Consider the following 21,561-nt stretch of genomic DNA (forward strand, 5'->3'; position numbering starts at 1 on the left):
CTCAGGCGTTCTGTTTTCGGTGCACGCGCTGTCCGCGCCCGGAGAGCCGGGCGACGTCGCGTTCGAGTGCGGCCGCGTACTCGAGCCGAAGCGTGCGGGCGTCGGTGTCGTCGATCGACGCTCCCGTATCGATCCGCCGTGTGAGCGGATCGTAGGCCCCGGTGTCGAACCCCATCCGCTCGAGGTATTCGCGGACACGATCCGATTCGAGCCCCTCGTGAATCGCGGCGTCGGTGTACTCGCGAACGGCCTCGAACTCCGGAAGCGTGATCGTATCGTCGGTGACGAGCCCGAGGTCGCCCTCAACGCGGACATCCACCTGGCTCGCCTCGTCCACCAGTGGGTACATCTCGCCCGCGAGCTGGAGGATCTGGCTCGGGAGCGTGGCGTCGGGCGAGCGCCATTCGACGGTCGGGAAACACTTGCGCAGCCGTATCGGCGTCCAGATCGCATCGTCGGCCGTGAAGCACGCCTCGAACTCCTCGTCGGAGACACCGACATCCATCGCCGCCCGTTCGAACTCGGCGTAGCGCCGTTCGAGCCGGTCGTCCCACTCGGCGACGCTCCCGGCGTAGTTCCAGAGCTGACCGTGATCGGGGAACTTCTCGTACCCCTTCTTCCGGTAGATGTAGGGACGCGCGCCGGCGGCGACCCGCTGGCCCCTGTAGTACGGCGAGGAGTTCACCAACGCGAGTGCGGGATCGAGCGCGGTCAGCGTGTTCAACTGGTCGACGACGCGGCGCTTCTCGAAGTGAATGTGCGTGCCCGCACAGTGTTTCGCGTACTCGAAATCGTCGCCGAGAACCCGCTCTTGGATCCGGGTTCTGTCGCCGGGCAGCTGTTCGATCGCATCTGAGGCCAGGGGCGTCGCCAACGGGACGAGTCCCTTACCACGCGACCTCGCCTCGCGCAGCGTTTCCTCTAACAGCCCGGTGAACTGCGTGGCGAGATCGGTGACTGACTCACACGGTGTCGTCTTGATTTCGAGGAGACAGTCGACGAACTCCTCTTCGACCTGTGGCGAGATCCCCGTCAGGCTACCGGGCGTACACAGCTCGCCCTCCCGGTCGATCACCCAGTACTCGACTTCGACGCTCGTTTTCATTGTGTTGGTTGGCTCCGTGACCGCATCACCCGCGCTTGTTCGTCGACAACGATGCACCGCCACGGTGGCGCCGTGTGGGTCGGTCCGGGATCGAGTGTCTCGAAGACCGTCCGTGCTACTTCGGTGGATCGAGCGATGATACACCCCCGGACTCCGTGATCCCGACATCCATGACGGACGAATCGAATGGTTCGACCATGTAGTTAGAATGTATCGACAGTTAATAAATCTAAGTGTGCGGACTATCCATCCACGAACGGTCCTATTCGGCATACTTTAGAATACAGACGTCAACACAGCCACCGACATCACCTGGTCGATCGGTTACGCTCTCGGCATTACAACACCCGGGTCAGATCATCGAGTTCGATCGTCCTCGCGTCCACCTCGGTCTCGCTCGACTCCTTGAACCCGTTGCCGGTGAGGATCGTTACGACCCGTTCACCCGTGACGATCTCGTCGCGTTCGGCCAGTCGTTCGAGGCCCGCGTACGCGACCGCCGAGGAGGCCTCGACGCGGAACCCCCCTGCGTGTGCGAGCCGCCGCTGGGCGCTACGGGTTTCCTGGTCGGAGACCGAGATCGCCCCGCCGTCCGTATCGCGCAGCGCCGCAAGCGCCCGGTTTCCGCTGGGCGGGTCGGCGTTGGCGATCGAGTAGGCGATCGTCCCTTCAGCCTCGACCGGTTCCACTTCCGTTTCGCCCGCCTCGAACGTCCGAACGATCGGGTCGCAGGCACTCGACTGACAGGCGTACAACCGCGGGAACTGCTCGATCAGCCCGGCAACTCGGAGTTCGGAAAGCGCCCGCCAGATGCCGCTCAACTGGCCGCCACTGGAGACGGGAAGCACGATCGCGTCGGGGACCTCGGGCGAGAACGCCTCACAGATCTCGAACGCGACCGTCCGCTGGCCCGCAACCCGAAGCGGTGTATCGGAGTTGACGAACTCGACCTCCTCGATTCTCAGGGATTCTTCGTAGAGACGGCCGTAGTCGCCCTCGACGCGCAGGATATCGGGCTCGTAGTGTGCGATGTGCGAGAGGCGTTCGTCGGGGATGTCGCCGGGAACGCAGACCGTACAGTCCAGCCCGGAACCGGCGGCACAGGCGGCGGTGCTCATCGCCATATTGCCGTGTGAGACGGTTCCGAGGCGGTCGATCCCGTTCTCGCGGGCGTAGGAAACCGCCAGCGCGCTGCCGCGGTCCTTGAAGCTCCCCGTCGGGTTCTGGCCCTCGTCCTTCAGGTACAGTTCGACGCCGCCGAGGTCGAGGCGTGGCGTCCGTACCAGCGGCGTGCCGCCGGCGGCCGCCGCGACGCCCGAGGGACGTTCGGCGGGAAGCACGTCGGCGTAGCGCCACATCCCCGGATCGCGCCCGGCGGGCCACTCGAAGCGCTCGGGTTCGAACCAGAGGGGCTCGCCGCAGGGACAGCGTTTTCGCTCGTCGAAGTCGAACGAACGGCCGCAGTCGTAACACTGGACGGTCGTCATACCGCACGCGACGACGACTGGGAAAAAGAGCCTGCTGGTCAGAGGTACGCGGCGTCCCAGCGCGTCGCCTTACGCGTGTTGCCACACTCGTTACAGACGACCCGACCCGAGGCGTCCATCGCGTTGTCGAAGCTCTCGCAGGCCGAGCAGAACCAGCCGTAGCGCTTCTCCAAGCTCTCGTCCATGTACGACACGTGGAAGGCGCCCCGCGATCCCACGGAGGCCTCCCGGTAGGCGACGTAGAGGGTGTTGCCCTCCTCGTCCTCGTGGGGTTCGACCGCGCGACGGTACTGCTCGCCCTCGGGAACGTCGACCCAGACGTTCTCGGTGTGCTCCTCGCCGGCGATCTCCTGGGTGTGGGTGTAGGCGTCGTCGTAGCCCCGGCGCTCGTAGAACTCGTTGCCGGGTTCGTTCTCCGCGAAGACGAACCCCTTGAAGCGGTCGATCCCTTGTTCCTCGAAAATGTCGCGGACGTGCTCGTAGAGTTGCGAACCGTAGCCCTCGCCGCGGTGGTCGGGATCGACGTGCAGCCAGTGGATCTCGCCGACGCGCTCGGGGAACTCGACGAGGTAACACTGCGCGAAGGCGACGATCTCCCCGTCGACCTCGACGACGGGAATGTAGACGTCGTCGGCCTCGTCGGAGATCAGCTCCTCGAGGCGACCGTCGCCGTACCACTGCTCGACGGCGTCGTCGATGGTTTCCTCGTCCAGGAAGTCCGCGTAGGAGTCCTGTAGCGAGCGGCGAGCCACTTCGCGGACCGCCTCGACGTCCGAGCGCGTTGCGTCTCTCAGTTCCATACCTCGATTGTGGCGGCTCGCTACTAAACTGTTTTCCGCGAGCGTCGTCAGCTAGTGGCGCTCCCCGTGGCGGCGGACCGCCGAGGAAGGCTTATGAACCGCCGCCGACACCTCCGGGTATGTTAGAGGAGGAGCTCGGGTTCGAGCGCGAGAAGCTCTCGCCGATCGTCCCCGTCGTGACGACCCTGCTGATTACCCTGTTCGTGATCGGGCTCCTCTATCGGCTCGTCGTCGCCGTCGGCCTCCTCGGCTAGACCGGGTCGACTCCGAGGAGCTCGCGGGGGACGGGCTACACTGGATCCGAACGGGAGAAAGCTTCTTGGAGCCGTCACGTCATTCGGCGCGTATACCGAGACGACGGCCGGTGGACCGGTCCCGCCCGGTCGGTCGGCCCCGCAACCGATGAACGACGCCACCCGTTCCGCCCTGATCGCCGCCCTCGCCCTGCTCGCGGTCGCGTTCGCCGCGGCGACCCTCGGGTCCACGGTGACCACCGAGGACGGCTCGCCGGGGTCCGGGGACGGTATCGGTGGGGGGGAGGGCGGGGGCGGTCCGCTCCCGCCGCCCGAACCCGGATCGCCCGGAGAAACGATCGTGGTCCCCTACCTCACGGAGCTCCTGACGGTGCTGGCGGTGCTCGCGTCCCTCGTACTCCTCGTCTACGCCTTTCTCCACCGGCGCGAGGCGCTAGCACTGCTGGTCGCGCTCGCGCTCCTGCTCGCCCTCATCTACCTCCTCTTCGAACTGGTCGCCGACCTGGGCGGGGAGTTCTCCCCACCGCTCGACCCCGGGTCGAGGAGCCCGTTCGGCGGCGGGAGTGGGGGGGACGGGGCGGCGGGCGACTCGACTGGCCCGTCGACGCCGTCGGTTCTATCGGGGGTCGTCCTCGTGCTCGCGGTCGTCGGGGGACTGATCGCGCTGGTGGGTCGGTCGAGTGACGCGGAACCCGAACCCGAGAAGACCGGCTCCGGTCCCGATGCCGACGCGGCGGCCGTCGGCCGGGCGGCGGGACGGGCGGCCGACCGGGTCGCGAGCCGTGAAACCGAACACGGAAACGAGGTGTACCGCGCCTGGCGAGAGATGACCGGGCTGCTCGACGCTTCGGATTCCGAGGCCCGGACGCCCAGGGAGTTCGCCGACCGGGCGGTCGCGGCTGGGCTCGCCGAAAAGGACGTCGAGGAGCTGACCCGGCTGTTCGAGGACGTTCGGTACGGGGAGCGGGCCGCCTCGGAGGAGTACGAGCACCGCGCAGTCGAGACCTTCCGGCGGATCGAGCGCCGGTACGCGGAGGACGAACGGTGAACACCGGCCGGCTTCTACTGGTCCTCGGCCTCGCCGCGCTGGGGCTCGGCCTCGCGTCGATCCTCGTCCCCGACGCTATCGGGCTCGACCTCGGCACGGCGGTCGTCACGCTGGTCGGGCTGCTGGCGGTGGTCGAGGCGCTTCGGGCCGTCCAGTCCCGCCGGCGCACCGACCTCGACGAGGCGACGACCCCCGACCCGGAGCTTTCGCTCTCGGTTCCCGCGCCCGGCGAGGAGTTCGACTCCGCCGTCGGGGCGTTCATCGGGGATCGGCAGGGGTACTACCGCGGAACCCGGGCCCGCGAGGGGCTCCGGGCGGCGGCGGTCGCCGTCCTCCGGGAGTACCAGGGGCTTCCCGAAACGGAAGCGAAAACGCGGATCGAGGAGGGGATCTGGACCGACGACCCCTACGCGGCCGCCTTCCTCGGCGGCGAGGGCGCGCCAGAGCCCGCCCGGTGGGATCGAATTCGGGACCTCGCACGCCGGGAGTCCGCGCGCGACCGGCGGATCCGACGGACCGTCGACGCGATCGCCGGGGTGGCCGGGATGGGCGGGGAGGGCCGCTCGGAGAACGGCTATAGTCCGCCCGTCGATGGGGACCGCCCGGCCCGGTTCTCGACGGGGACGAACCGTGAGTTCGAGGACTGGGTGATCGCCCGCGGACCACACCCGACGGAACGCTGGCAGGGGATCGGGTCGCTCGCGTTCGCCGGGATCGGGCTCGGCATCCTCGTCGAGCAGCCGGCGGTGTTGCTCGCCGGGGCCGTCGGCGTCGGCTACGCCGCCTACGCACGCTCGTCGGCGTTTTCACCGGGAAGAGTCTCGGCCGACAGGGTCGTCGAGGACCCCCAGCCGGCACCCGGTGACGAGGTCTCAGTGCAGGTGACCGTCACAAACGAGAGCGGCCGGTTCCTGCCCGATCTCAGGCTGGTCGACGGCGTGCCCGAGGCACTCTCGGTCGCGGAGGGCTCGCCCCGGCTCGGAACGGCGCTGCGGGCCGGCGAGAGCGCGACGTTCTCCTACAGCGTGACCGTCCGTCGGGGCGTCCACGAGTTCGGGCCGGCCCTCCTCGTCGCCCGTGACCTCGCGGGCGCGACCGAGGAGGAGCGGCTGCTCGCGGCCGAGACGACGCTGACCTGCGTGCCCCCGCTTCGCGGGACCGGGGAGCCCCTGGCGCTCCGCCGGCAGGCCACGCGGTACGCCGGCCGTGTCGAGACCGGGCGGGGCGGCGAGGGGACCCAGTTCCACGCGACCCGGGAGTACCGCCCGGGCGATCCCCTGCGGCGGATCGACTGGAACCGCCGGGCCCGGACGGGCGAGCTGACCACCGTCGAGTTCCGCGAGGAACGCGCCGCGACGGTCGTCGTCCTGATCGACGCCCGCAAATCCGCTTACCGGGCACCCGCTCCCGATGAGTCCCACGCGGTCGATCGCTCGGTCGACGCCTCCGGTAGTCTGTTCGCCACGCTCTCGGCGGCCGGCGACCGGATCGGGATCGCCGCTCTCAGTAACGAGCCCTGCTGGCTCGCCCCGGGGACCGGACGCGACCACCGGTCGGCGGCGCGCGAGCTGCTCGCGACCCATCCCGCCCTCTCGTCCGTCCCGCCGGCGACCCCCTCGGGCTGGTTCCGATCGCGACGGCGGCTCCGCCGGCGGCTGTCGCCGGGCACGCAGGTCGTTTTCTGTACGCCGCTGGTCGACGATTCCGCGGACCGGTTCGCCCGCCGGCTCGACGAGCATGGTTACCCCGTCACGGTCCTCAGCCCCGACCCGACGGGTGATCGAACGCCCGGCCACCGGCTGGCGGCCGTCTCACGAACGCTCCGGATCAGCGCGCTCCGGCGGGCCGGGATCCCGGTGATCGACTGGCAGGCAGGCGAACCGCTCGACGCCGCGCTCGCCCGCCACGGTGAGCGGGGGTCGGGATGAACCGAGTCGACCGATCGCCGGCGCCGCTGAGCCGGCGGGTCTCGCTCGTGGCGGCGCTCGTCGCCGTGCTGTCGAGTGGCTTCTACTCCTGGCTCGCGCTCGGCCTCGGCGCCATCGGCTTCCTGCTCCTCGCGACCGGGCTCGCCCGGGGAACGACTCGCCCGGTGACCCTCGGGGCAGCCGGGCTCGCCGGCGGGGCGCTCGCGGCCGGGGTCGAGGGCGCGCCGGTACCCACGGTGCTCGCGGGCGTGGCGGGCGCCGTGCTCGCCTGGGACGTCGGGATCAACGCGATCGTGATCGGGCGCCAGCTCGGCCGGGAAGCAGGGACTGAACGGCTGGAGGCGGTCCACGCGGTCGCGAGCGCGGGTGTCGGGCTGGCTACGGCGGGTGCAGGCTACGGGCTCTATCGGATGGGGACCGGCGAGCAGCCCGTCGCCGCGCTGGTCTTTCTATTGGTGGCGGCGGTGTTACTGCTCGAAACGCTCGATTAATCGACCGTCGGGACGGGGAGTGATTCCACGATCCCTTCGATCACGGCCCGCTTTTCGATCCCGGCGACCCGCGCGTCCGGCGTCAGCACGAGTCGGTGGGCGAGTACGGGCTCGGCGACCGTCTTGATCGCGTCAGGGGTGACGTACTCGCGGCCAGCAAGGACCGCCCGGGCGCGTGCGGCCTCGAACAGCCGTTGGGTGCCACGCGGCGAGACCCCGACTGCGACCCGCCGATCCTCCCGGGTCGCCCGACAGAGCTCGACCATGTAGGTCAGTAGGTCCCCCTCGACCCGGACGGTCTCGGGGATCCCCTGGAGGGCCTCGACCCGGTCAGGCGAAAGGACGGGCTCGGCCGACGGCGCCCGGCGGGTGCGGTCGGCCCGCCGGGCCAGCAGTTCGCGCTCGCCGTCGAGGTCGGGATAGCCCAGCGAGGTCTTGACGAGGAAGCGGTCGACCTGCGCCTCGGGCAGCGGGAAGGTGCCGTCCTGCTCGACGGGGTTCTGGGTCGCGATCACGAGGAAGGGTTCGGGTAGCGCGCGGGTCTCGCCGTCGGCGGTCACCTGGCGCTCCTCCATCGCTTCGAGTAGCGCGCTCTGAGTTTTGGGCGGCGCGCGGTTGATCTCGTCGGCCAGCACGACGTTCGCGAAGATCGGCCCCTCGGTGAACTCGAAGCCCCGCTCGCGCTCGTCGAAGACGTGGGTGCCCGTGATGTCCGACGGCAGGAGGTCGGGCGTGAACTGGACCCGCGAAAACGAGAGCCCCAGCGCCCGCGCGAGGCTCCGAGCGGCGAGGGTCTTTCCGGTTCCCGGGACGTCCTCCAACAGTACGTGCCCGCGTGCGAGGGTGCCGAGCAGGACCGTTTCCAATACGGCGCGGTCGGCGATCACCGCCCCCTCGACGGCTTCGAGGACGCGCTCGCATTCGGCGGTGGCGTCGGCGATCTCCATTTCATTCTGGTGGTCACGGGCCGTGGGAATAGGTCTCCCGGTCGGGGCAGAGTTGAATCTCAAGGACTTCGCTTCAATCGTTCTCTGGATTCAAACCGCCCGACGCTTCGGTTCTCCGGCACGGGGTTGCTCACACACGCTCGCTGTCGCTCGCGGTGTTCGCAGGATGTGTCGGAGAACACTCAGTGGGTTGGAAACTCGGTCGCAGCAAGCTGCTTCCTGCTTCAAATCCTTCCTCCCCATTGCGCGTTTTCTCCTCGCTACGCTCGTCGAAAATGCTCATGGGTTGGGGCGGATTTGAACCGCCGACTTCCTCCGTGTGAAGGAGGTATCATAGCCGGACTAGATCACCAACCCGCAGCGGGTAGTTCCTCCGCACCGGACTTAAGGATTCTGTCTCACCCTGCGCCCGCCGCGACACAACAGGTTTAGTCCCCGCTCCGGTATCACGTACCAATGACGTGCAACGAGGCAGTGATCAGCCGATGAACGACCTCCAGCCGGTCGCACTCGAAGCCGAACCCGCGGATCTCGTCGTCGCGGGCGGGCGGGTGTTGCTCCCCGAACTCGGCGAGTTCCAGTCGCGGGACGTCGCGGTCGTCAACAACCGCGTCGCGGCACTCCCCGAGGACGCCGACCCCGTGATCGGTCCCGACACCGAAGTGCTCGGCGCCAACGGCCAGGCCGTCGTCCCGGGCTTCATCGACGCCCACACCCACCTCGACCTGTTTCAGTGCTATGAACTCGCCTATCACCACTCGCTCGAAGGCGGCACCACGACGGTGATCTCGGAGTGTTCGGGCTTCGGGGCGTTCGGCCCGCAGGGAATCGAGGAGTTCCTCGTGGCGAGTGCCTACCTCCCCGTCACCGTGCGGGCTGCCCTCTCGCCGGTCGGGCTGTTCGACACGTTCGAACCTCCGCTGACGACCGGCGAGGAGGCAAGCCAGCTGATCGACCTGCTCGACGACGACCGGGTCGTCGGCGTCGGCGAAACCGACTGGATCCACGCGGTCGGTCGCGACACGCCCGCCGAGGCGCTCTACGAGCGCGCACGCGAACTCGGCAAGCCGGTGACGGGCCACGCCGCCGGCTGTCGCGGCGGGAAGCTCACGGCGTTTTCCTCGATCATCGACAACGACCACGAGGCGATCAGCCGCGAGGAGGTCATCGAGCGCGCCGAGAACGGGCTCCACGTCGTCGGGCGCTGCGGCTCGGTCCGCGACGACATCGAAGCGCTCGCCGCAGCCATCGACCGGGTCGATCCCGCCGAGTGCTCGCTGTCGACGGACGGACTCTGGCCGCGCGATCTGACCGACGGCCATATGGACCGGGTGGTTCGCCGCGCGATCGAGGCCGGGATCGCTCCCACGGACGCGATCCGCATGGCGACGCTCTCGCCGGCGCGGCACTTCGGACTCGACGACCGGGGTTCGCTCGCGCCGGGCAGCGTCGCGGACATCGTCGTGCTCTCGGATATCGAGGAGGTACGAGTGAAGACCGTCATCAGTGGCGGCGAGGTCGTCGTCAGGCACGGTTCGGCCACCGTCGGCCCACGAAACCGCGAGTACCCCGCGGAGTTTTACGACAGCGTCTCGCTTTCGGTGAGTCCCGAGACGTTCTCGGTACCGGCTTCGGAGGGGGTGGCCCGTGCGATCTCGGTCGAAGAAGGGCTGTTGACGGGCGAAACGTGCGTCTCGCCGCCAAGCGAGGACGTCCAGTTTCGCCCCGATCCTGAGAGAGGCGTGCTCAAGGCCGCCCTTCTGGATCGCCGTCCCGGAGAGGACGGCGGCTTCACCGGCTTTCTCACCGGATACGGCCTCGAATCCGGGGCGGCGGCCACCTCGCTGACCTGGGAACGCCCCGGCGTCGCGGTCGTCGGGGCCGACGAGCACGAAATGGCCCGCGCCGCGGCACGCGTCGCGGAGATGGGCGGAGGCTGGGCGGTCGCCGACGACGGGATCGTCGCCGAACTGCCACTCAGGGTCGGCGGGACCTGCTCGGACCTCGACGTCGAGGAGACCGCGACCCTGATCGGCACCGTCGAGAGCGCGCTTCGTGCGCGCGGAGTCACCGTCGAGAACCCGCTGCTGACGGTACAAACGCTCTCGTTTCCGGGGGTTCCCTCGCTCAAACTCTCCTTTTCGGGCTACGCCGACGTATTGGATCGAGAGATCGTCGGCGTTCAGTAGGTCGGGTTCTCCTCGCGACCCCCGTCGCGCTTGTTGACCGCGCGCGCGATAACGAACAGCGCGTCCGAGAGCCGGTTGAGGTAGACGACCGCCGTCCCGTTGATCGGTTCTTCCTCGGCAAGTCCGACCGCCCGGCGTTCGGCCCGCCGGACGACCGCCCGGGCGTGATGCAGCGTCGCGCCCGTCTCGCCCCCGCCGGGGAGGATGAACTGCTGGAGGGGGTCGAGTTCGTCGTCGTACGAGTCGATCCACCCCTCCAGCTCCTCGACGTGGTCCTCGCGCACGCGGTGGTCGTCCTCGTCCGGTTCGGGGTTCGCGAAGTCGGCCTGCACGACGTGGAGGTGGTTCTGGATCCCCCGGAGCTGGTCGTCGACGTCGTCGTAGCCCGTCGGGCGTGCGGTTCCGATCAGCGCGTTGGCCTCGTCGACGGTTCCGTAGGCCTCGATCCGGGCGTTCGTCTTCGAGACCCGGTCCATGTTCTGCAGGTCGGTCTGGCCCTCATCGCCACGGCCCGTGTAGACCTTCATACCGGCCGGAAGACGGGCGAGTACTTAGCTCCTGAGGGCCGGACTTCCGGCAGTCGGTGCCGAGGCGATAACCCCTAAGAGCGCGACCGTGGTACAGCGTCCATGCGTCCCGTCGAACCCCACGAGTGGAGGCCGTCCCCGCCGTGAAGCGCGAACACGCGGTCGTTCTCGCGGTCATCCTCAGTACGTTCTTCGTCGGCTTCGGCGGCGGAGTCGTCTTCCCGATCCTCCCCAATTTGGGGGCCGTCCTCGGAATCTCGCCGTTCCTCGTCGGGTTCATCCTGAGCGCGAATCGCTTCACCCGAACCGTCGCCAACACGCCCGCCGGGGCGTTGGTCGACCGGATCGGCACCCGAACGCCCTTCATCGCGGGGCTGTTCGTCGAGGCCGTCGCCACCCTCGGCTACATCGTCGCGATGATCGCTCCCTACCCCGAGGCGTGGTTCCTCCTCGCGCGGGTGATCTGGGGGATCGGCAGCGCGCTGGTGTTCGCGACCGCCTACACCATCGCCGCCGACGTCAGCACCGGCCGGTCGAGGGGGACGAACATGGGCGTGGTGCGGGGCGGCATGACGCTCGGCTTTCCCGCGGGCCTCGTCCTCGGCGGGGTCGTCAGCGAGCTGTTTTCCATTCCGACGGCGTTTTCACTCGCGGCGGCGTTCGCGTTCGTCGCGGGCGTTCTCGCCTACGCGACCATCCCCGAAACGCACGTCAGCGACTCGAAGGAGACGATCAAACCGTGGGAGATCGAAACGACCGTCCCCGCGCTCACGGTCGGGCTGGTCAATTTCGGGCTCTACTTCGCGTATCTGGGCGCGTTGTTCTCGACGCTCGTCCTCTTTCTGGGTGCCAACGACTTCTCGGTGTTCGGCTCCGGCCCGCAGGCCTCCTCGGGCGTTCTCATGGCCGTTACCGTCCTCTCCGCGTCGGTGTTGATGCTCGGCGGCGGGGTCGTGAGCGACCGACTCGGTGCCCGCGTTCCCGTTTTGCTTGCCTTCCTCGTCGTCTCCTTCGTCGGGTTCGTCCTGCTCACGACGGCCGGGTCGGTGGCGGGGCTCGTCGTCGCCTGCGTGTTCATCGGCGCGGGCCAGGGCGGGACCAGCGGCCCGATGATCGCCCTGCTCGCGGATCTGACCCCCGACGAGCGCATGGGCCGGGCAATGGGGACGAACAACGTGCTCGGCGACGTCGGCGGCGGACTCGGCCCGGTGCTCTCGCTACCTCTCGTCGAGTCGGTCGGATTCGCGCCCGTCTATGCCGCCTGTGCGGTCATCCCGCTCGTCGCCGGCGCGATCCTCGTCTACGGGGTTCACCGCCAGACCGGCAGTATCAGCCCGCGAACCTCGCTTGGAAGCTAACCGCTACCACGCCGCGCGTGCTACGCGACGACACCTCAGATTATCTTTATATCCTCTCGTCGAGGACGATTATCCATGATGGAACGACCGGCGGTCATCGAAATCGAGAGACGCGACGGTGCCTACCGGATCGAACTCAGCGAGCGGGAGACGGGGCGCTCGCTCGGTACTCGGACCTTCGAGCGAACCGAGGCAACCGAGACGCCGTACAAGCACGTCTGCAAGCTCCGCCTGCCCGTCGAGAGCGAGCCGACGATCGACATCGAATCCGACAACGAGGGGGACCGGATCGTCCTCCGGACGGCGGAGCGGACCTGCTATCGCCACGCGCTGCCGACGCCGGTGGCCGCGAACTGAAGGCGGGTGGTGAATCACCACGGTTAAGCGCGACGGCGTGCCAACGAGGTGTATGCAGGAACTCGACCACGACTGTCCGGACTGTGGCACCGAACGGACGTTCTACCGGGCGGCGAGCACGACGCTCCATCTGGGCGAGAAGGTCAAGTGGCACTGCCCCGAGTGCGACTACGGCTTCGTCAAGATCAACGGTATCGACACCAGCCAAGTCTGAGGACGATCTCCGAACTGCATAGCGATATATAGCCATCATAGCAGCAGTAAAGCCTCGAGGCCCCGTTCAGGTGCGCATGGCCTCCGAGAGCCCCGCTCGGTTCGGGTTCGTCTGTGTCCAGAACGCCGGCCGCAGCCAGATGTCCGCCGCGTTCGCCGAACGCGAGCGCGAACGACGCGGTCTCGGCGACGACCTCGCTATCGTCACCGGCGGGACGTATCCGGCCGAAACGGTCCACGAGGAAGTGATCGAGGCGATGGCCGAACTCGATATCGACCTCTCGAACCGCGAGCCCCGCGAGATCTCGACCGAGGAACTCGACTCGTGCGACGTCGTCGCGACCATGGGCTGTTCGACGCTCGAGATCGACGCCAACGTCGACGAGCGAGACTGGGACCTGGAGGATCCCCACGGAAAGAGCGTCGAGCAAGTGCGCGCGATCCGCGACGAGATCGAACGGCGTGTCGAGGCACTGTTCGACGAGTACTTCCTGGAGGTAGAACAGTAACCGCGACCGGCGACGCGACACGCGAATCGATCGGTCGCCCTCGCGTCACGGGGCGGAACGTCGGAACGCTTATTTGAGAGATCGAACAACTGTTCGTATGGCCGAAGCGACGAGCCGGATCCAGCGATACCTGGAGGACGAACTGGGCGAGTGTCGCAACGAGGACCTCCAGCAGCGGCTCGACGAACTCGACGAACTCGACGCGCTGGTCGACGAAGGAACGCGTTCGACCGACGTCGGGACCCTCGCGGCGCTGGGCAACGAGACGCGATACCGGCTCGTTCGGCTGCTGGTAGAAGCCGACAGCGAGCTGTGTGTCTGTGAGCTCACGCCGCTGATGGACGTCAGCGACAGCGCAGTGAGCCACGCGCTCGCGAAACTCGTCGAGACCGGTCTCGTCACCAAACGAAAGGACGGCCGATGGCGAAAGTACAGGGCGACCCCGCGGGCGAGTGCACTTCTGATCGCCCTCGACGGCACCCGCTGAACTCCAACCGCGAGCGCGCGTGACTCGTCGATCCCGTCCTCCGAACCGCACCGGCAGCGACAGACTTATGAATGAATCTGTGTTCAATTGAGACATGGTTCAATCGTCAAGTCGATCGACGGTGCGAAACGACGGGGCCAGCGCGGGCCGTCTCGACCGCCCGAGCGGCGAGAGTCGGAAACAACGCGAAGGGAACGGAACCACCGGCGCGTTCGGCCAACGGACGGGGAGTTCGGACCTCCTCTTTTTCGAGGGGATTCTCCCCGAACGCGACGGCGAAATGTTGAACGGTCTTTCAATCGACGAGCAGGCCGACGAGTGTCTGGACCGGCTGGAAGCGATGCTCGACCGGCAGGATGCGACGCTTGCGGACGTGATGAAGGTCGAGGTCCAGTTGACCGATCTCGACGAGCGCGAGGCCGTCGACGAGGTCTATCGGGCGCGCTTCGACGGCGAGTTCCCGCCGCGAACGACCGTCGGCGTCTGCTCGCTGCCCGGTGGAGCGGGGATCCAACTGGACGTCGTCGCCGCCGAGGAGTGACCACGATACCGATGAGATCGATACTGAAACACGCACACGGCCGAGCTGAATCGAATCGAACGGCGACGACCATCCCGTCTGCGGGAGGGACGAGATGAGTGTCGAACACGAACACGGTCCCGACTGTGACTGTGAATCCTGTGGTGACCCGCGCTCGATGGACTTCCTCGATAAGTACCTCACCGTCTGGATCTTCGGCGCGATGGCGGTCGGCGTCGGATTGGGGTTCGTTGCCCCGTCGGTGACGGGATCGATCCAGGACCTCCACCTCGTCGAGATCGGACTCGTGTTGATGATGTATCCGCCGCTGGCGAAGGCCGACTACTCGCAGCTCACGACCGTCTTTCGTAACTGGCGCGTGCTGGGGCTGAGCCTGGTCCAGAACTGGCTGATCGGGCCGACCCTGATGTTCGGGCTCGCGGTGGTCTTTTTCGGTGGACTGGTCCCGGGCCTACCGGCCCGTCCGGAGTTCTTCCTCGGGCTCGTGTTCATCGGGATGGCTCGGTGTATCGCGATGGTGCTGGTCTGGAACGAACTCGCCGAAGGCTCACCCGAGTACGTCACCGGGCTGGTCGCGTTCAACAGCCTCTTCCAGATCATCACCTACGGCGTGTACGTCTGGTTCTTCGCGCTGTTCCTGCCCCCGATTCTGGGTATGGAATCGCTCGTTGCGGGGATCACCACCTTCGAGATCGCCCCGATGCAGGTGTTCCAGGCGATCGTCGTCTTCCTCGGGATCCCCTTCGCCGCCGGATTCCTCTCGCGGTACGTCGGGACGCGCGCCAAGAGCGAGGAGTGGTACGACGAACAGTTCGTCCCGAGGGTCGATCCTCTGACCTTGATCGCGCTGCTGTTCACCGTGATCGTGATGTTCGCAACGCAGGGCGAGAACATCGTCGCCTCACCGGGTGACGTGCTGTTGATCGCGGTGCCGCTGACGATCTACTTCGTCGTAATGTTCCTCGTGAGCTTCGGGATGGGCCGGGGGATCGGTGCGGACTACTCGACGACGACCGCGATCGGATTCACCGCGGCGTCAAACAACTTCGAACTCGCGATCGCCGTCGCGGTAGCGGTCTTCGGCGTCGGCTCCGGTGTCGCCTTCACGACCGTGGTCGGCCCGCTCATCGAGGTGCCGGTGTTGCTCGCGCTGGTCCACGTCGCGCTGTACTTCCAGCGCCGACTCGACTGGGGCGGCTCGGGAACCACGAGTCAGGGATCGACCTCGCGCCAGTCGACGGCCGACGACGACTGATCGGGGACCGAGCGTTCGACACCGGCTTCGCCCGTTGAGAACGATCACCACGGGCTGCAACGTGGGGACACGGCTACCGAAACGACGTCATATGATGACGATATCAATTGTCAGTTCTATCAACCCCGCCTCCTGAGTGTCGGCGCCATATCACGCCGAATCGACTTGTTTCGCCGTCTGAAGTCAAACTATCGGGTGGGTACCGAAGTACTTATTTTAGACAGCGTTCAAACGATATCGTGGTCAGAGTTCGGAGGAGCCACCGGACGGCGGTCCGTCGATACGAACGGACGCCGTTGGGGCCGCGAGGGGTGGGCTACTTCGAACGACGATACGAGTCAACCATGACCGAAATAACGATCTTCGAGGAGGCGATGTGTTGTTCCACCGGCGTCTGTGGGCCGGACCCGGACAAGGAACTGGTCTCGTTTACGCACACGGTAGACCGGATCGAGGAGGAGTTCGCCGACGTGGAGGTGTCGAGGGCGAACCTCTCGGGCGGCATCGAGCGCTTCCTCGATCACGAGACGGTCTACGACGCCGTCGAGTCCGAGGGGCCGTCGGTCCTTCCGATCACTACCGTCGACGACGAGATCGTCGCCCGTGAGGAGTACCCCTCCTACGACCGATTGGCGAGCCTCGTCGAGGAGCGCCAGCCACAGGAGGCCCACTGAGATGAGTGGGGCATCCCGAGACGTCGTCGAACCGACGGGCGAGGACACCGAGTTCGTCTTCTTCAGCGGGAAGGGTGGCGTCGGCAAGAGCACGGTGAGCTGTGCGACCGCCGCGTGGCTCGCCGACGAGGGCTACGACACCCTGCTGGTCACGACCGATCCCGCGCCGAACCTTTCCGATGTCTTCGGCCAGCGGATCGGCCACGCGATCACGCCGATCGAGACCGTCGAGAACCTCTCCGCGATCGAGATCGATCCCGACGAGGCCGCCGCGGAGTACCGACAGCGCACCCTCGAACCGATGCGTCAACTCCTCGACGACGAACAGATCGAGACGATCGAGGAGCAACTCGACAGCCCGTGTGTCGACGAGATCGCCGCCTTCGACCGGTTCATCGAGTTCATGGACGATCCGGAGTACGACGTGGTGGTGTTCGACACCGCGCCCACGGGGCATACGATCCGCCTCATGGAGCTTCCGACCGGCTGGAACGAAGAGTTAGAGAACGGCGGGGCGACCTGCATTGGCCCGGCGGCCTCGATGCAGGACCAAAAGGAGCGCTATGAGGCGGCCATCGAGACGCTTTCCGACGGTGAGCGCACGTCGTTCGTGTTCGTCGGCCGGCCCGAGGAGGCCGCGATCAACGAGATCGAGCGCAGTTCCGAGAACCTCGCCGAACTGGGGATCGGGACCGATCTCGTCGTCGTCAACGGCTACCTGCCCGAGACGGTCTGTCAGGATCCCTTCTTCGAGGGCAAACGCGAGGACGAACAGGCGGTCCTCGAGGAGGTCAGCTCGACGTTTGCCGACCAGCCGGTGGCGACGTACCCGCTCCAGCCCGGCGAGATCACGGGGACGGACCTGCTCGCGGACGTGGCGGGGGTCCTCTACGAGGGCGAGGAGGCGACAGTCGAGGTCGACGCCGACACCAAAGCGACGGACACGACCGAACCGCTCCACGCGGGGACGGACACGGACGCCGTCATGGACCGACTCCGTCCCGAGGAGGACACCCGATACCTGTTCTTCACCGGCAAGGGTGGCGTCGGCAAGAGCACGATGGCGGCGACGACCGCGACGGCGCTCGCCGACGAGGGCTACGAGACGCTGATCGTCACCACCGACCCGGCCTCACACCTCCAGGACGTGTTCGGGACGGCGGTCGGACACGACCCGACCCCGGTCGGGATCGACGGGCTCGAGGCCGCCCGGATCGACCAGGAGAGGGCGCTGTCCGAGTACAAAGAGGGGATGCTCGCACAGGTCGAGGCCTCCTTCGAGGGCGACGAGGACACCGACGTCGAAGCGGTCAAAGCACAGGTCGCGGAGGAACTCGACAGCCCGTGTGCCGAGGAGATGGCGGCCCTCGAGAAGTTCGTGGGCTACTTCGACGATCCCGACTACGACGTCGTGGTGTTCGACACCGCGCCGACGGGCCACACCCTCAGGCTGCTCGAACTGCCCTCCGAGTGGAAGGGCTTCATGGATCTCGGATCGCTGACCAAGGAGGCCTCGGGATCGGGCGCGAAGTACGACCGGGTCATCGAGACGATGCGCGACCCGGAGCGGAGCTCGTTCGTCTTCGTGATGTACCCCGAGTACACGCCGATGATGGAGGCCTACCGCGCCGCCGAGGACCTGCGCGAACAGGTCGGCATCGAGACGGCGCTTGTCGCGGTCAACTACCTGCTCCCCGACGAGTACGGCGACAACGCCTTCTTCGAGAGCCGGCGCGAGCAACAGCGCGAGTATCTCGCGGAGATCCGTGAGCGCTTCTCGGTACCGGCGATGCTCGCACCGCTTCGCGAGAGCGAGCCGACGGGCGTCGAGGAGCTCCGACGCCTCGGCGATGACGTCCTCGCCACGGCGGAATCGACACGGAACGACCAGCCGACGATCGAGATCCAATGAGTGAATCCACGACCACCGACGCCGACGTCGAGACGCGATTGACCGAGTTCGTCGACGCGATCGGCGAGTCAGAGCGATACGAGCGGTTCGTCGCGAGCCAACAGCGATTGGAGAACGACGAGGAGGCCCGGCAACTGTTGGGCGAGTTCCGACGAAAACGACGCCAGCTTCAGAAGAACGGCTTCGACGGGGAGACGATGGCGGAGCTACGCGAGCTTCAAGAGGAGATGGACGACGACGAGACCATCAACGAACTGCGCGAGGCCGAAGCGGCGCTGATCGACCTGCTCGATGAGACGAACGACGTCGTCAGTGAGCGGATCGGTGAGGAGTTCGCCCGGAGCACCGGAGGTGGGTGCTGTTGAGCGCGACCGACTCCGAGGTGCTTTCGGCGGCCGAGCGGTTGGCCGACGCGCTCGCGGAGACGAAGACTCACTCGGACTCCGAGGAGTTCGAGGCGCTCCTGACCGAGTGCAACGAGGGAATCGAACGCGAACTCGGTATCGACTACGGCGCGGTCTGTGGCGACGACGGCTGTTGCTAACCGGCCGGACCGATGCCGTCTCCCGTCGTAGTTCGGCGGGCGATCACGACCCCGAAAGCGCCGCGGCGAAGTCGTCGACCGGGATCACCGAGTAATCGACCGTGAGGATATCGCCAGTCGCGCGGATCTTGCCGACGAACTGTGAAATGGTCTCCAGATCGCCCTCGAGGACGAACAGTTCCATGCAGTAGTGGTTCCCGACGTGGCTGTGGAAGTTCGAGGCGACCAGCGACTCGTGTTCGTGGCGCAGACGCATCATGCGCTCCTCGACGCTGGTCGTCTCATAGTCGAACAGCACGGTCACGACACCCATCAGGTCGTGACCCTCCAACTCCCTGTCCTGGAACTCCCCCAGCAAGTTCCGCGAGGCCTCGCGGACGACCTCGCTGCGGCCGGTGTAGCCGTGATCGCCCGCAAACTCGTCGATCCTGTTCAGAAGCTCCTCGGGCATCGAGACGCTGACGACTGTCATGTATTAATCCATGGGGAAGGAGATAGTAAGAGTTGCTAAAATACGGGCGATATGCGGGTCGAGTTATGAATCGTCGGCGAGCGCCTGCCACGAGAGTCTGAGGTCCCGCGCCGCTTCGGTCTGGTCGATTCGTCTCGCCGTGGTTCGTTCGGGTGCCGCCTCGATCGTCTCTCGGTCCTCGTCGGCCACGGCGTTGAACGCGGCGGCGAGCTGGTCGAGCGAGCGGCTGTTCTCGACTTCGGTGGGCTCGGTCATCAGCGCCTCGCTCACGAGTTCGGGCCACTTGGTCGTCGGCGGGTGAACACCGTAATCGAGCATTCGCTTGGCGACGTCGGCGGCGTCCTGCTCGCCCGCACTCGCGACGAACTCGTGGTGGAACGGCTCGTATGGGGTGTCGTACTCGATCCGGCTCGCGAGGTAGTTCGCGTTGAGTACGGCCTTCGCGCTCGCATCAGCCAGTCCTTCGTCGCCCAGTCGGGCGATGTAGGCGTAGGCCTTGATCAGGACGAGCCAGTTGCCCGTAAAGCCGTGGACCTTCCCGATCGAGCGCTCGGGCTCGAACAGCTCGTAGCCGGTGTCACTCTCGCGGACATGGGGACTTGGCAGGAACTCCGCGAGTTCCTCGCTGACGCCGACCGGGCCGGCACCGGGCCCGCCCCCGCCGTGGGGCGTCGCGAACGTCTTGTGGACGTTGTAGTGCATGACGTCGAAGCCCATGTCGCCGGGGCGCGCTCTCCCAAGGAGGGCATTCAGGTTTGCCCCGTCGTAGTACAGCAGGCCACCGACGTCGTGGACCATCCCGGCGATCTCCTCGATCTCGCGCTCGAACAGTCCTAGAGTGTTGGGGTTGGTGAGCATCAGCGCCGCCGTCTCCTCCGAAAGGGCGGCCTCCAGCGCGTCGAGATCGACCCGCCCGTCCTCGCCGGAGGGCAGTTCGACCACGTCGTAGCCGCCCAGCGCGGCGCTCGCGAAGTTCGTCCCGTGGGCGGCGTCGGGGATCACGACCTCGGTTCGCTCGTCCTCGCGCGATTCGTGGTAGGCCTTCGCGATCAGGATGCCGACGAACTCGCCGGCCGCACCCGCGGGCGGCTGGAGGGTGACGGCGTCCATCCCACCGATCCGGGCGAGTTGACTCTCCAACCTGGCGAGCAGTTCGAGCGTGCCCTGGACGCTCTCGGGCGAGCGATCCGGGTGGACGCCCGCCGACGGCAGCGCTGCGACGTCCTCGGTGAACTTCGGGTTGTACTTCATCGTGCAGCTTCCCAATGGATAGGGACCGCTATCGACCCCGTAGTTCATCTGGCTGAGTCGGGTGTAGTGGCGCGCGAGTTCGGGTTCCGAGAGTTCCGGCAGCGAAAGCGAGTCGCGTTTCAGGTCGTCGGGTAGCGGGACGTCGTCGGTGTCGATGGTCTCCTCGCTTTTCTCCGAGAGTAGCGGCTCGTAGCCGTCCTCGTCCGTGTTCCAGCGTGCTTGCGTGTAGTCGAGCGTCATTTGGCGGCCTCCCTGAAGGCGGTGACCAGCGCGTCCGTTTTCCCTCGATTCGTCTCGGTCACACACAGTTGGACGAGGTGCTTGTCGACCGCGTGGACCGCGAAGCCGTACTCCTCGAGCGTTTCGCGTACGGCGGGTGCCGGCTGGTCGGTCCGGGCGACGAACTCTCGGAAGTGATGCCGGTCGTGGACCGGGGCTTGTACTCCGACGATGTCGTCGAGGCGCTCGGCCAACTCGACGGGCGCTTCGAGACATTCGCGGGCGAGCTCTACGAGCCCCGAGGGACCGAGCGAGGCGGCGTGGATCGCGGTCCGCAGCGCGACCCACGCCTGGTTCGTACAGATGTTCGAGGTCGCGCGCTCCCGGCGGATGTGCTGTTCACGCGTCTGGAGGGTCAGCGTGTAGGTGCGCTCGCCCGCGGCGTCGGTACTCGCACCGACCAGTCGTCCCGGAACCTGCCGGACGAACGCCTCGCGGGTGGCGAAAAGCCCGAGTCCCATCCCGTAGCTCGTGCCCAATCCGAGGGTCGCGGCGTCGCCGATCACGACGTCCGCGCCGATGTTCTTGGGTTGTTCGAGCACCGACAGCGCGATCGGGTCCGAACCGAGGGTAAAGAGCGCGTCGTTGTCGTGTGCGAGCTCCGCGATCCTGCCCAGGTCCTCCTCGATAGTTCCTCGAACGGTGGGGCTTTCGGCGTAGATCATCATCGTCTCCTCGCTTGCGAGCTCCGCGAGCGCCTCCCTGTCTGCGTTCGCGTCGTCGTTCGGGTACGTCTCGACCGCGAGCCCCACACCCTCGGTGTAGTTCTCGAGGACCGAGCGGCGTTCGTCTCTCATGAGGTCGGGAACCAGAACGGTCGACCCGCTCGTTTCTCTCACCCGGTCGGCGAGCGTCGCGGCCTCGCCTAACGCCGTCGCGGCGTCGTACATCGAGCAGTTCGCGATTTCGAGTCCAGTTAGCTCGACCAGCATC

At 66.9% G+C, this 21,561-nt stretch carries 24 protein-coding genes and 1 tRNA gene; 16 read left to right on the forward strand and 9 right to left on the reverse strand.

Going from position 1 to position 21,561, the window contains the following annotated elements; translation table 11 throughout:
- Position 1: 1 nt before the first annotated feature.
- The 3 genes from EAO80_RS14400 to EAO80_RS14410 all read right to left on the reverse strand — a co-directional run bounded on the left by EAO80_RS14400 (position 2) and on the right by EAO80_RS14410 (position 3,392).
- Positions 2–1,105 (reverse strand): glutamate-cysteine ligase family protein, encoded by a 1,104-nt coding sequence (locus EAO80_RS14400; RefSeq protein ID WP_122090571.1) that lies wholly within the window; start codon positions 1,103–1,105, stop codon positions 2–4.
- A 338-nt stretch (positions 1,106–1,443) separates the two neighbouring features.
- A complete protein-coding gene (gene thrC / locus EAO80_RS14405) occupies positions 1,444–2,592 on the reverse strand; it encodes a threonine synthase (RefSeq protein WP_122090572.1) in 1,149 nt (382 codons plus the stop codon).
- Positions 2,593–2,630: 38 nt separating this feature from the next.
- Positions 2,631–3,392 (reverse strand): GNAT family N-acetyltransferase, encoded by a 762-nt coding sequence (locus EAO80_RS14410; protein WP_122090573.1) that lies wholly within the window; start codon positions 3,390–3,392, stop codon positions 2,631–2,633.
- Between the two features lie 119 nt (positions 3,393–3,511).
- Here EAO80_RS14410 and EAO80_RS20660 point away from each other — a divergent pair, with 119 nt between their 5' ends.
- The 4 genes from EAO80_RS20660 to EAO80_RS14425 all read left to right on the forward strand — a co-directional run bounded on the left by EAO80_RS20660 (position 3,512) and on the right by EAO80_RS14425 (position 7,113).
- The gene (locus EAO80_RS20660; protein WP_281273046.1) at positions 3,512–3,646 is read left to right on the forward strand and encodes a hypothetical protein; all 135 of its coding nucleotides are present in this window, start codon (positions 3,512–3,514) and stop codon (positions 3,644–3,646) included.
- Between the two features lie 148 nt (positions 3,647–3,794).
- Positions 3,795–4,694 carry a DUF4129 domain-containing protein gene (locus EAO80_RS14415; RefSeq protein ID WP_122090574.1) on the forward strand — a complete coding sequence of 300 codons (900 nt, stop codon included), beginning with the start codon at positions 3,795–3,797 and terminating at the stop codon, positions 4,692–4,694.
- Complete coding sequence (locus tag EAO80_RS14420; protein WP_122090575.1) at positions 4,691–6,622, forward strand: DUF58 domain-containing protein; 1,932 nt, start codon at positions 4,691–4,693, stop codon at positions 6,620–6,622. Before EAO80_RS14415 ends, EAO80_RS14420 begins: the two co-directional genes overlap by 4 nt.
- Positions 6,619–7,113 carry a DUF7519 family protein gene (locus tag EAO80_RS14425; RefSeq protein ID WP_122090576.1) on the forward strand — a complete coding sequence of 165 codons (495 nt, stop codon included), beginning with the start codon at positions 6,619–6,621 and terminating at the stop codon, positions 7,111–7,113. Before EAO80_RS14420 ends, EAO80_RS14425 begins: the two co-directional genes overlap by 4 nt.
- Here the strand turns inward: EAO80_RS14425 and EAO80_RS14430 are convergent.
- Positions 7,110–8,060: an AAA family ATPase gene (locus tag EAO80_RS14430; RefSeq protein ID WP_122090577.1), complete on the reverse strand. Its 951-nt coding sequence runs from the start codon at positions 8,058–8,060 to the stop codon at positions 7,110–7,112. The genes EAO80_RS14425 and EAO80_RS14430 overlap by 4 nt on opposite strands.
- A 282-nt stretch (positions 8,061–8,342) precedes the next feature.
- Positions 8,343–8,417 (reverse strand) — tRNA-Val (locus EAO80_RS14435).
- Positions 8,418–8,545: 128 nt separating this feature from the next.
- On the opposite strand from EAO80_RS14435, the gene EAO80_RS14440 reads away from it, so the two are divergent.
- Positions 8,546–10,249 (forward strand): adenine deaminase C-terminal domain-containing protein, encoded by a 1,704-nt coding sequence (locus EAO80_RS14440; RefSeq protein WP_122090578.1) that lies wholly within the window; start codon positions 8,546–8,548, stop codon positions 10,247–10,249.
- Here the strand turns inward: EAO80_RS14440 and EAO80_RS14445 are convergent.
- Positions 10,243–10,776 (reverse strand): cob(I)yrinic acid a,c-diamide adenosyltransferase, encoded by a 534-nt coding sequence (locus EAO80_RS14445; RefSeq protein WP_122090579.1) that lies wholly within the window; start codon positions 10,774–10,776, stop codon positions 10,243–10,245. The two genes, EAO80_RS14440 and EAO80_RS14445, sit on opposite strands and share 7 nt — an antisense overlap.
- A gap of 125 nt (positions 10,777–10,901) precedes the next feature.
- Between EAO80_RS14445 and EAO80_RS14450 the strand changes: the two genes are divergently transcribed.
- The 11 genes from EAO80_RS14450 to hcsS all read left to right on the forward strand — a co-directional run bounded on the left by EAO80_RS14450 (position 10,902) and on the right by hcsS (position 18,626).
- The gene (locus EAO80_RS14450; protein ID WP_245998632.1) at positions 10,902–12,134 is read left to right on the forward strand and encodes an MFS transporter; all 1,233 of its coding nucleotides are present in this window, start codon (positions 10,902–10,904) and stop codon (positions 12,132–12,134) included.
- Between the two features lie 75 nt (positions 12,135–12,209).
- Complete coding sequence (locus EAO80_RS14455) at positions 12,210–12,491, forward strand: hypothetical protein (RefSeq protein ID WP_162994020.1); 282 nt, start codon at positions 12,210–12,212, stop codon at positions 12,489–12,491.
- 52 nt (positions 12,492–12,543) lie between these two features.
- Positions 12,544–12,705 carry a DUF7838 family putative zinc beta-ribbon protein gene (locus tag EAO80_RS19845; RefSeq protein WP_162994021.1) on the forward strand — a complete coding sequence of 54 codons (162 nt, stop codon included), beginning with the start codon at positions 12,544–12,546 and terminating at the stop codon, positions 12,703–12,705.
- 76 nt (positions 12,706–12,781) lie between these two features.
- Positions 12,782–13,213, forward strand: coding sequence for a low molecular weight phosphatase family protein (locus EAO80_RS14460; protein ID WP_122090581.1), 432 nt, complete (start codon positions 12,782–12,784; stop codon positions 13,211–13,213).
- A 97-nt stretch (positions 13,214–13,310) separates the two neighbouring features.
- On the forward strand, positions 13,311–13,700 hold the full coding sequence (locus tag EAO80_RS14465) for an ArsR/SmtB family transcription factor (protein WP_122090582.1): 390 nt from the start codon (positions 13,311–13,313) through the stop codon (positions 13,698–13,700).
- Between the two features lie 94 nt (positions 13,701–13,794).
- Entirely contained in the window at positions 13,795–14,241 is a 447-nt protein-coding gene (locus EAO80_RS14470) for a RidA family protein (protein WP_122090583.1), read from the forward strand.
- A gap of 94 nt (positions 14,242–14,335) precedes the next feature.
- Positions 14,336–15,496, forward strand: a complete 1,161-nt coding sequence (gene arsB, locus EAO80_RS14475) for an ACR3 family arsenite efflux transporter (RefSeq protein ID WP_122090584.1) — start codon at positions 14,336–14,338, stop codon at positions 15,494–15,496.
- A gap of 344 nt (positions 15,497–15,840) precedes the next feature.
- Entirely contained in the window at positions 15,841–16,170 is a 330-nt protein-coding gene (gene arsD, locus EAO80_RS14480) for an arsenite efflux transporter metallochaperone ArsD (RefSeq protein WP_122090593.1), read from the forward strand.
- Position 16,171: 1 nt separating this feature from the next.
- A complete protein-coding gene (gene arsA / locus EAO80_RS14485; protein WP_122090585.1) occupies positions 16,172–18,082 on the forward strand; it encodes an arsenical pump-driving ATPase in 1,911 nt (636 codons plus the stop codon).
- Positions 18,079–18,447, forward strand: coding sequence for a halo-CC-star protein HcsL (hcsL, locus tag EAO80_RS14490; RefSeq protein WP_122090586.1), 369 nt, complete (start codon positions 18,079–18,081; stop codon positions 18,445–18,447). Before arsA ends, hcsL begins: the two co-directional genes overlap by 4 nt.
- Positions 18,438–18,626, forward strand: coding sequence for a halo-CC-star protein HcsS (hcsS, locus tag EAO80_RS14495; RefSeq protein WP_122090587.1), 189 nt, complete (start codon positions 18,438–18,440; stop codon positions 18,624–18,626). The genes hcsL and hcsS overlap by 10 nt, the downstream gene beginning before the upstream one ends.
- A 43-nt stretch (positions 18,627–18,669) precedes the next feature.
- On the opposite strand, the gene EAO80_RS14500 is transcribed toward hcsS, so the two are convergent.
- The 3 genes from EAO80_RS14500 to EAO80_RS14510 form a co-directional block, all read right to left on the reverse strand.
- A complete protein-coding gene (locus EAO80_RS14500; protein ID WP_122090588.1) occupies positions 18,670–19,098 on the reverse strand; it encodes a CopG family ribbon-helix-helix protein in 429 nt (142 codons plus the stop codon).
- 63 nt (positions 19,099–19,161) lie between these two features.
- Positions 19,162–20,589, reverse strand: a complete 1,428-nt coding sequence (gcvPB, locus tag EAO80_RS14505) for an aminomethyl-transferring glycine dehydrogenase subunit GcvPB (RefSeq protein ID WP_122090589.1) — start codon at positions 20,587–20,589, stop codon at positions 19,162–19,164.
- Positions 20,586–21,561 (reverse strand): PLP-dependent transferase (locus EAO80_RS14510; RefSeq protein ID WP_122090590.1); only part of this gene is annotated, 976 nt, incomplete at its 5' end. The genes gcvPB and EAO80_RS14510, both read right to left, overlap by 4 nt.

It is taken from the genome of Halalkalicoccus subterraneus, assembly GCF_003697815.1.
Lineage (GTDB): Archaea > Halobacteriota > Halobacteria > Halobacteriales > Halalkalicoccaceae > Halalkalicoccus > Halalkalicoccus subterraneus.

What these genes read in the sequence shown, in the direction of transcription:
- EAO80_RS20660 (WP_281273046.1), top strand. Translation starts at nt 3,512, where the DNA reads ATGTTAGAGGAGGAGCTCGGGTTCGAGCGCGAGAAGCTCTCGCCGATC.
- EAO80_RS14470 (WP_122090583.1), top strand. Translation starts at nt 13,795, where the DNA reads ATGGTTCAATCGTCAAGTCGATCGACGGTGCGAAACGACGGGGCCAGC.
- arsA (WP_122090585.1), top strand. Translation starts at nt 16,172, where the DNA reads ATGAGTGGGGCATCCCGAGACGTCGTCGAACCGACGGGCGAGGACACC.
- hcsL (WP_122090586.1), top strand. Translation starts at nt 18,079, where the DNA reads ATGAGTGAATCCACGACCACCGACGCCGACGTCGAGACGCGATTGACC.
- arsD (WP_122090593.1), top strand. Translation starts at nt 15,841, where the DNA reads ATGACCGAAATAACGATCTTCGAGGAGGCGATGTGTTGTTCCACCGGC.
- EAO80_RS14410 (WP_122090573.1), bottom strand. Translation starts at nt 3,392, where the DNA reads ATGGAACTGAGAGACGCAACGCGCTCGGACGTCGAGGCGGTCCGCGAA.
- EAO80_RS14425 (WP_122090576.1), top strand. Translation starts at nt 6,619, where the DNA reads ATGAACCGAGTCGACCGATCGCCGGCGCCGCTGAGCCGGCGGGTCTCG.
- EAO80_RS14415 (WP_122090574.1), top strand. Translation starts at nt 3,795, where the DNA reads ATGAACGACGCCACCCGTTCCGCCCTGATCGCCGCCCTCGCCCTGCTC.
- arsB (WP_122090584.1), top strand. Translation starts at nt 14,336, where the DNA reads ATGAGTGTCGAACACGAACACGGTCCCGACTGTGACTGTGAATCCTGT.
- gcvPB (WP_122090589.1), bottom strand. Translation starts at nt 20,589, where the DNA reads ATGACGCTCGACTACACGCAAGCACGCTGGAACACGGACGAGGACGGC.
- EAO80_RS14455 (WP_162994020.1), top strand. Translation starts at nt 12,210, where the DNA reads ATGATGGAACGACCGGCGGTCATCGAAATCGAGAGACGCGACGGTGCC.
- EAO80_RS14440 (WP_122090578.1), top strand. Translation starts at nt 8,546, where the DNA reads ATGAACGACCTCCAGCCGGTCGCACTCGAAGCCGAACCCGCGGATCTC.
- EAO80_RS19845 (WP_162994021.1), top strand. Translation starts at nt 12,544, where the DNA reads ATGCAGGAACTCGACCACGACTGTCCGGACTGTGGCACCGAACGGACG.
- EAO80_RS14465 (WP_122090582.1), top strand. Translation starts at nt 13,311, where the DNA reads ATGGCCGAAGCGACGAGCCGGATCCAGCGATACCTGGAGGACGAACTG.
- thrC (WP_122090572.1), bottom strand. Translation starts at nt 2,592, where the DNA reads ATGACGACCGTCCAGTGTTACGACTGCGGCCGTTCGTTCGACTTCGAC.
- EAO80_RS14500 (WP_122090588.1), bottom strand. Translation starts at nt 19,098, where the DNA reads ATGACAGTCGTCAGCGTCTCGATGCCCGAGGAGCTTCTGAACAGGATC.
- EAO80_RS14430 (WP_122090577.1), bottom strand. Translation starts at nt 8,060, where the DNA reads ATGGAGATCGCCGACGCCACCGCCGAATGCGAGCGCGTCCTCGAAGCC.
- EAO80_RS14460 (WP_122090581.1), top strand. Translation starts at nt 12,782, where the DNA reads ATGGCCTCCGAGAGCCCCGCTCGGTTCGGGTTCGTCTGTGTCCAGAAC.
- EAO80_RS14400 (WP_122090571.1), bottom strand. Translation starts at nt 1,105, where the DNA reads ATGAAAACGAGCGTCGAAGTCGAGTACTGGGTGATCGACCGGGAGGGC.
- EAO80_RS14445 (WP_122090579.1), bottom strand. Translation starts at nt 10,776, where the DNA reads ATGAAGGTCTACACGGGCCGTGGCGATGAGGGCCAGACCGACCTGCAG.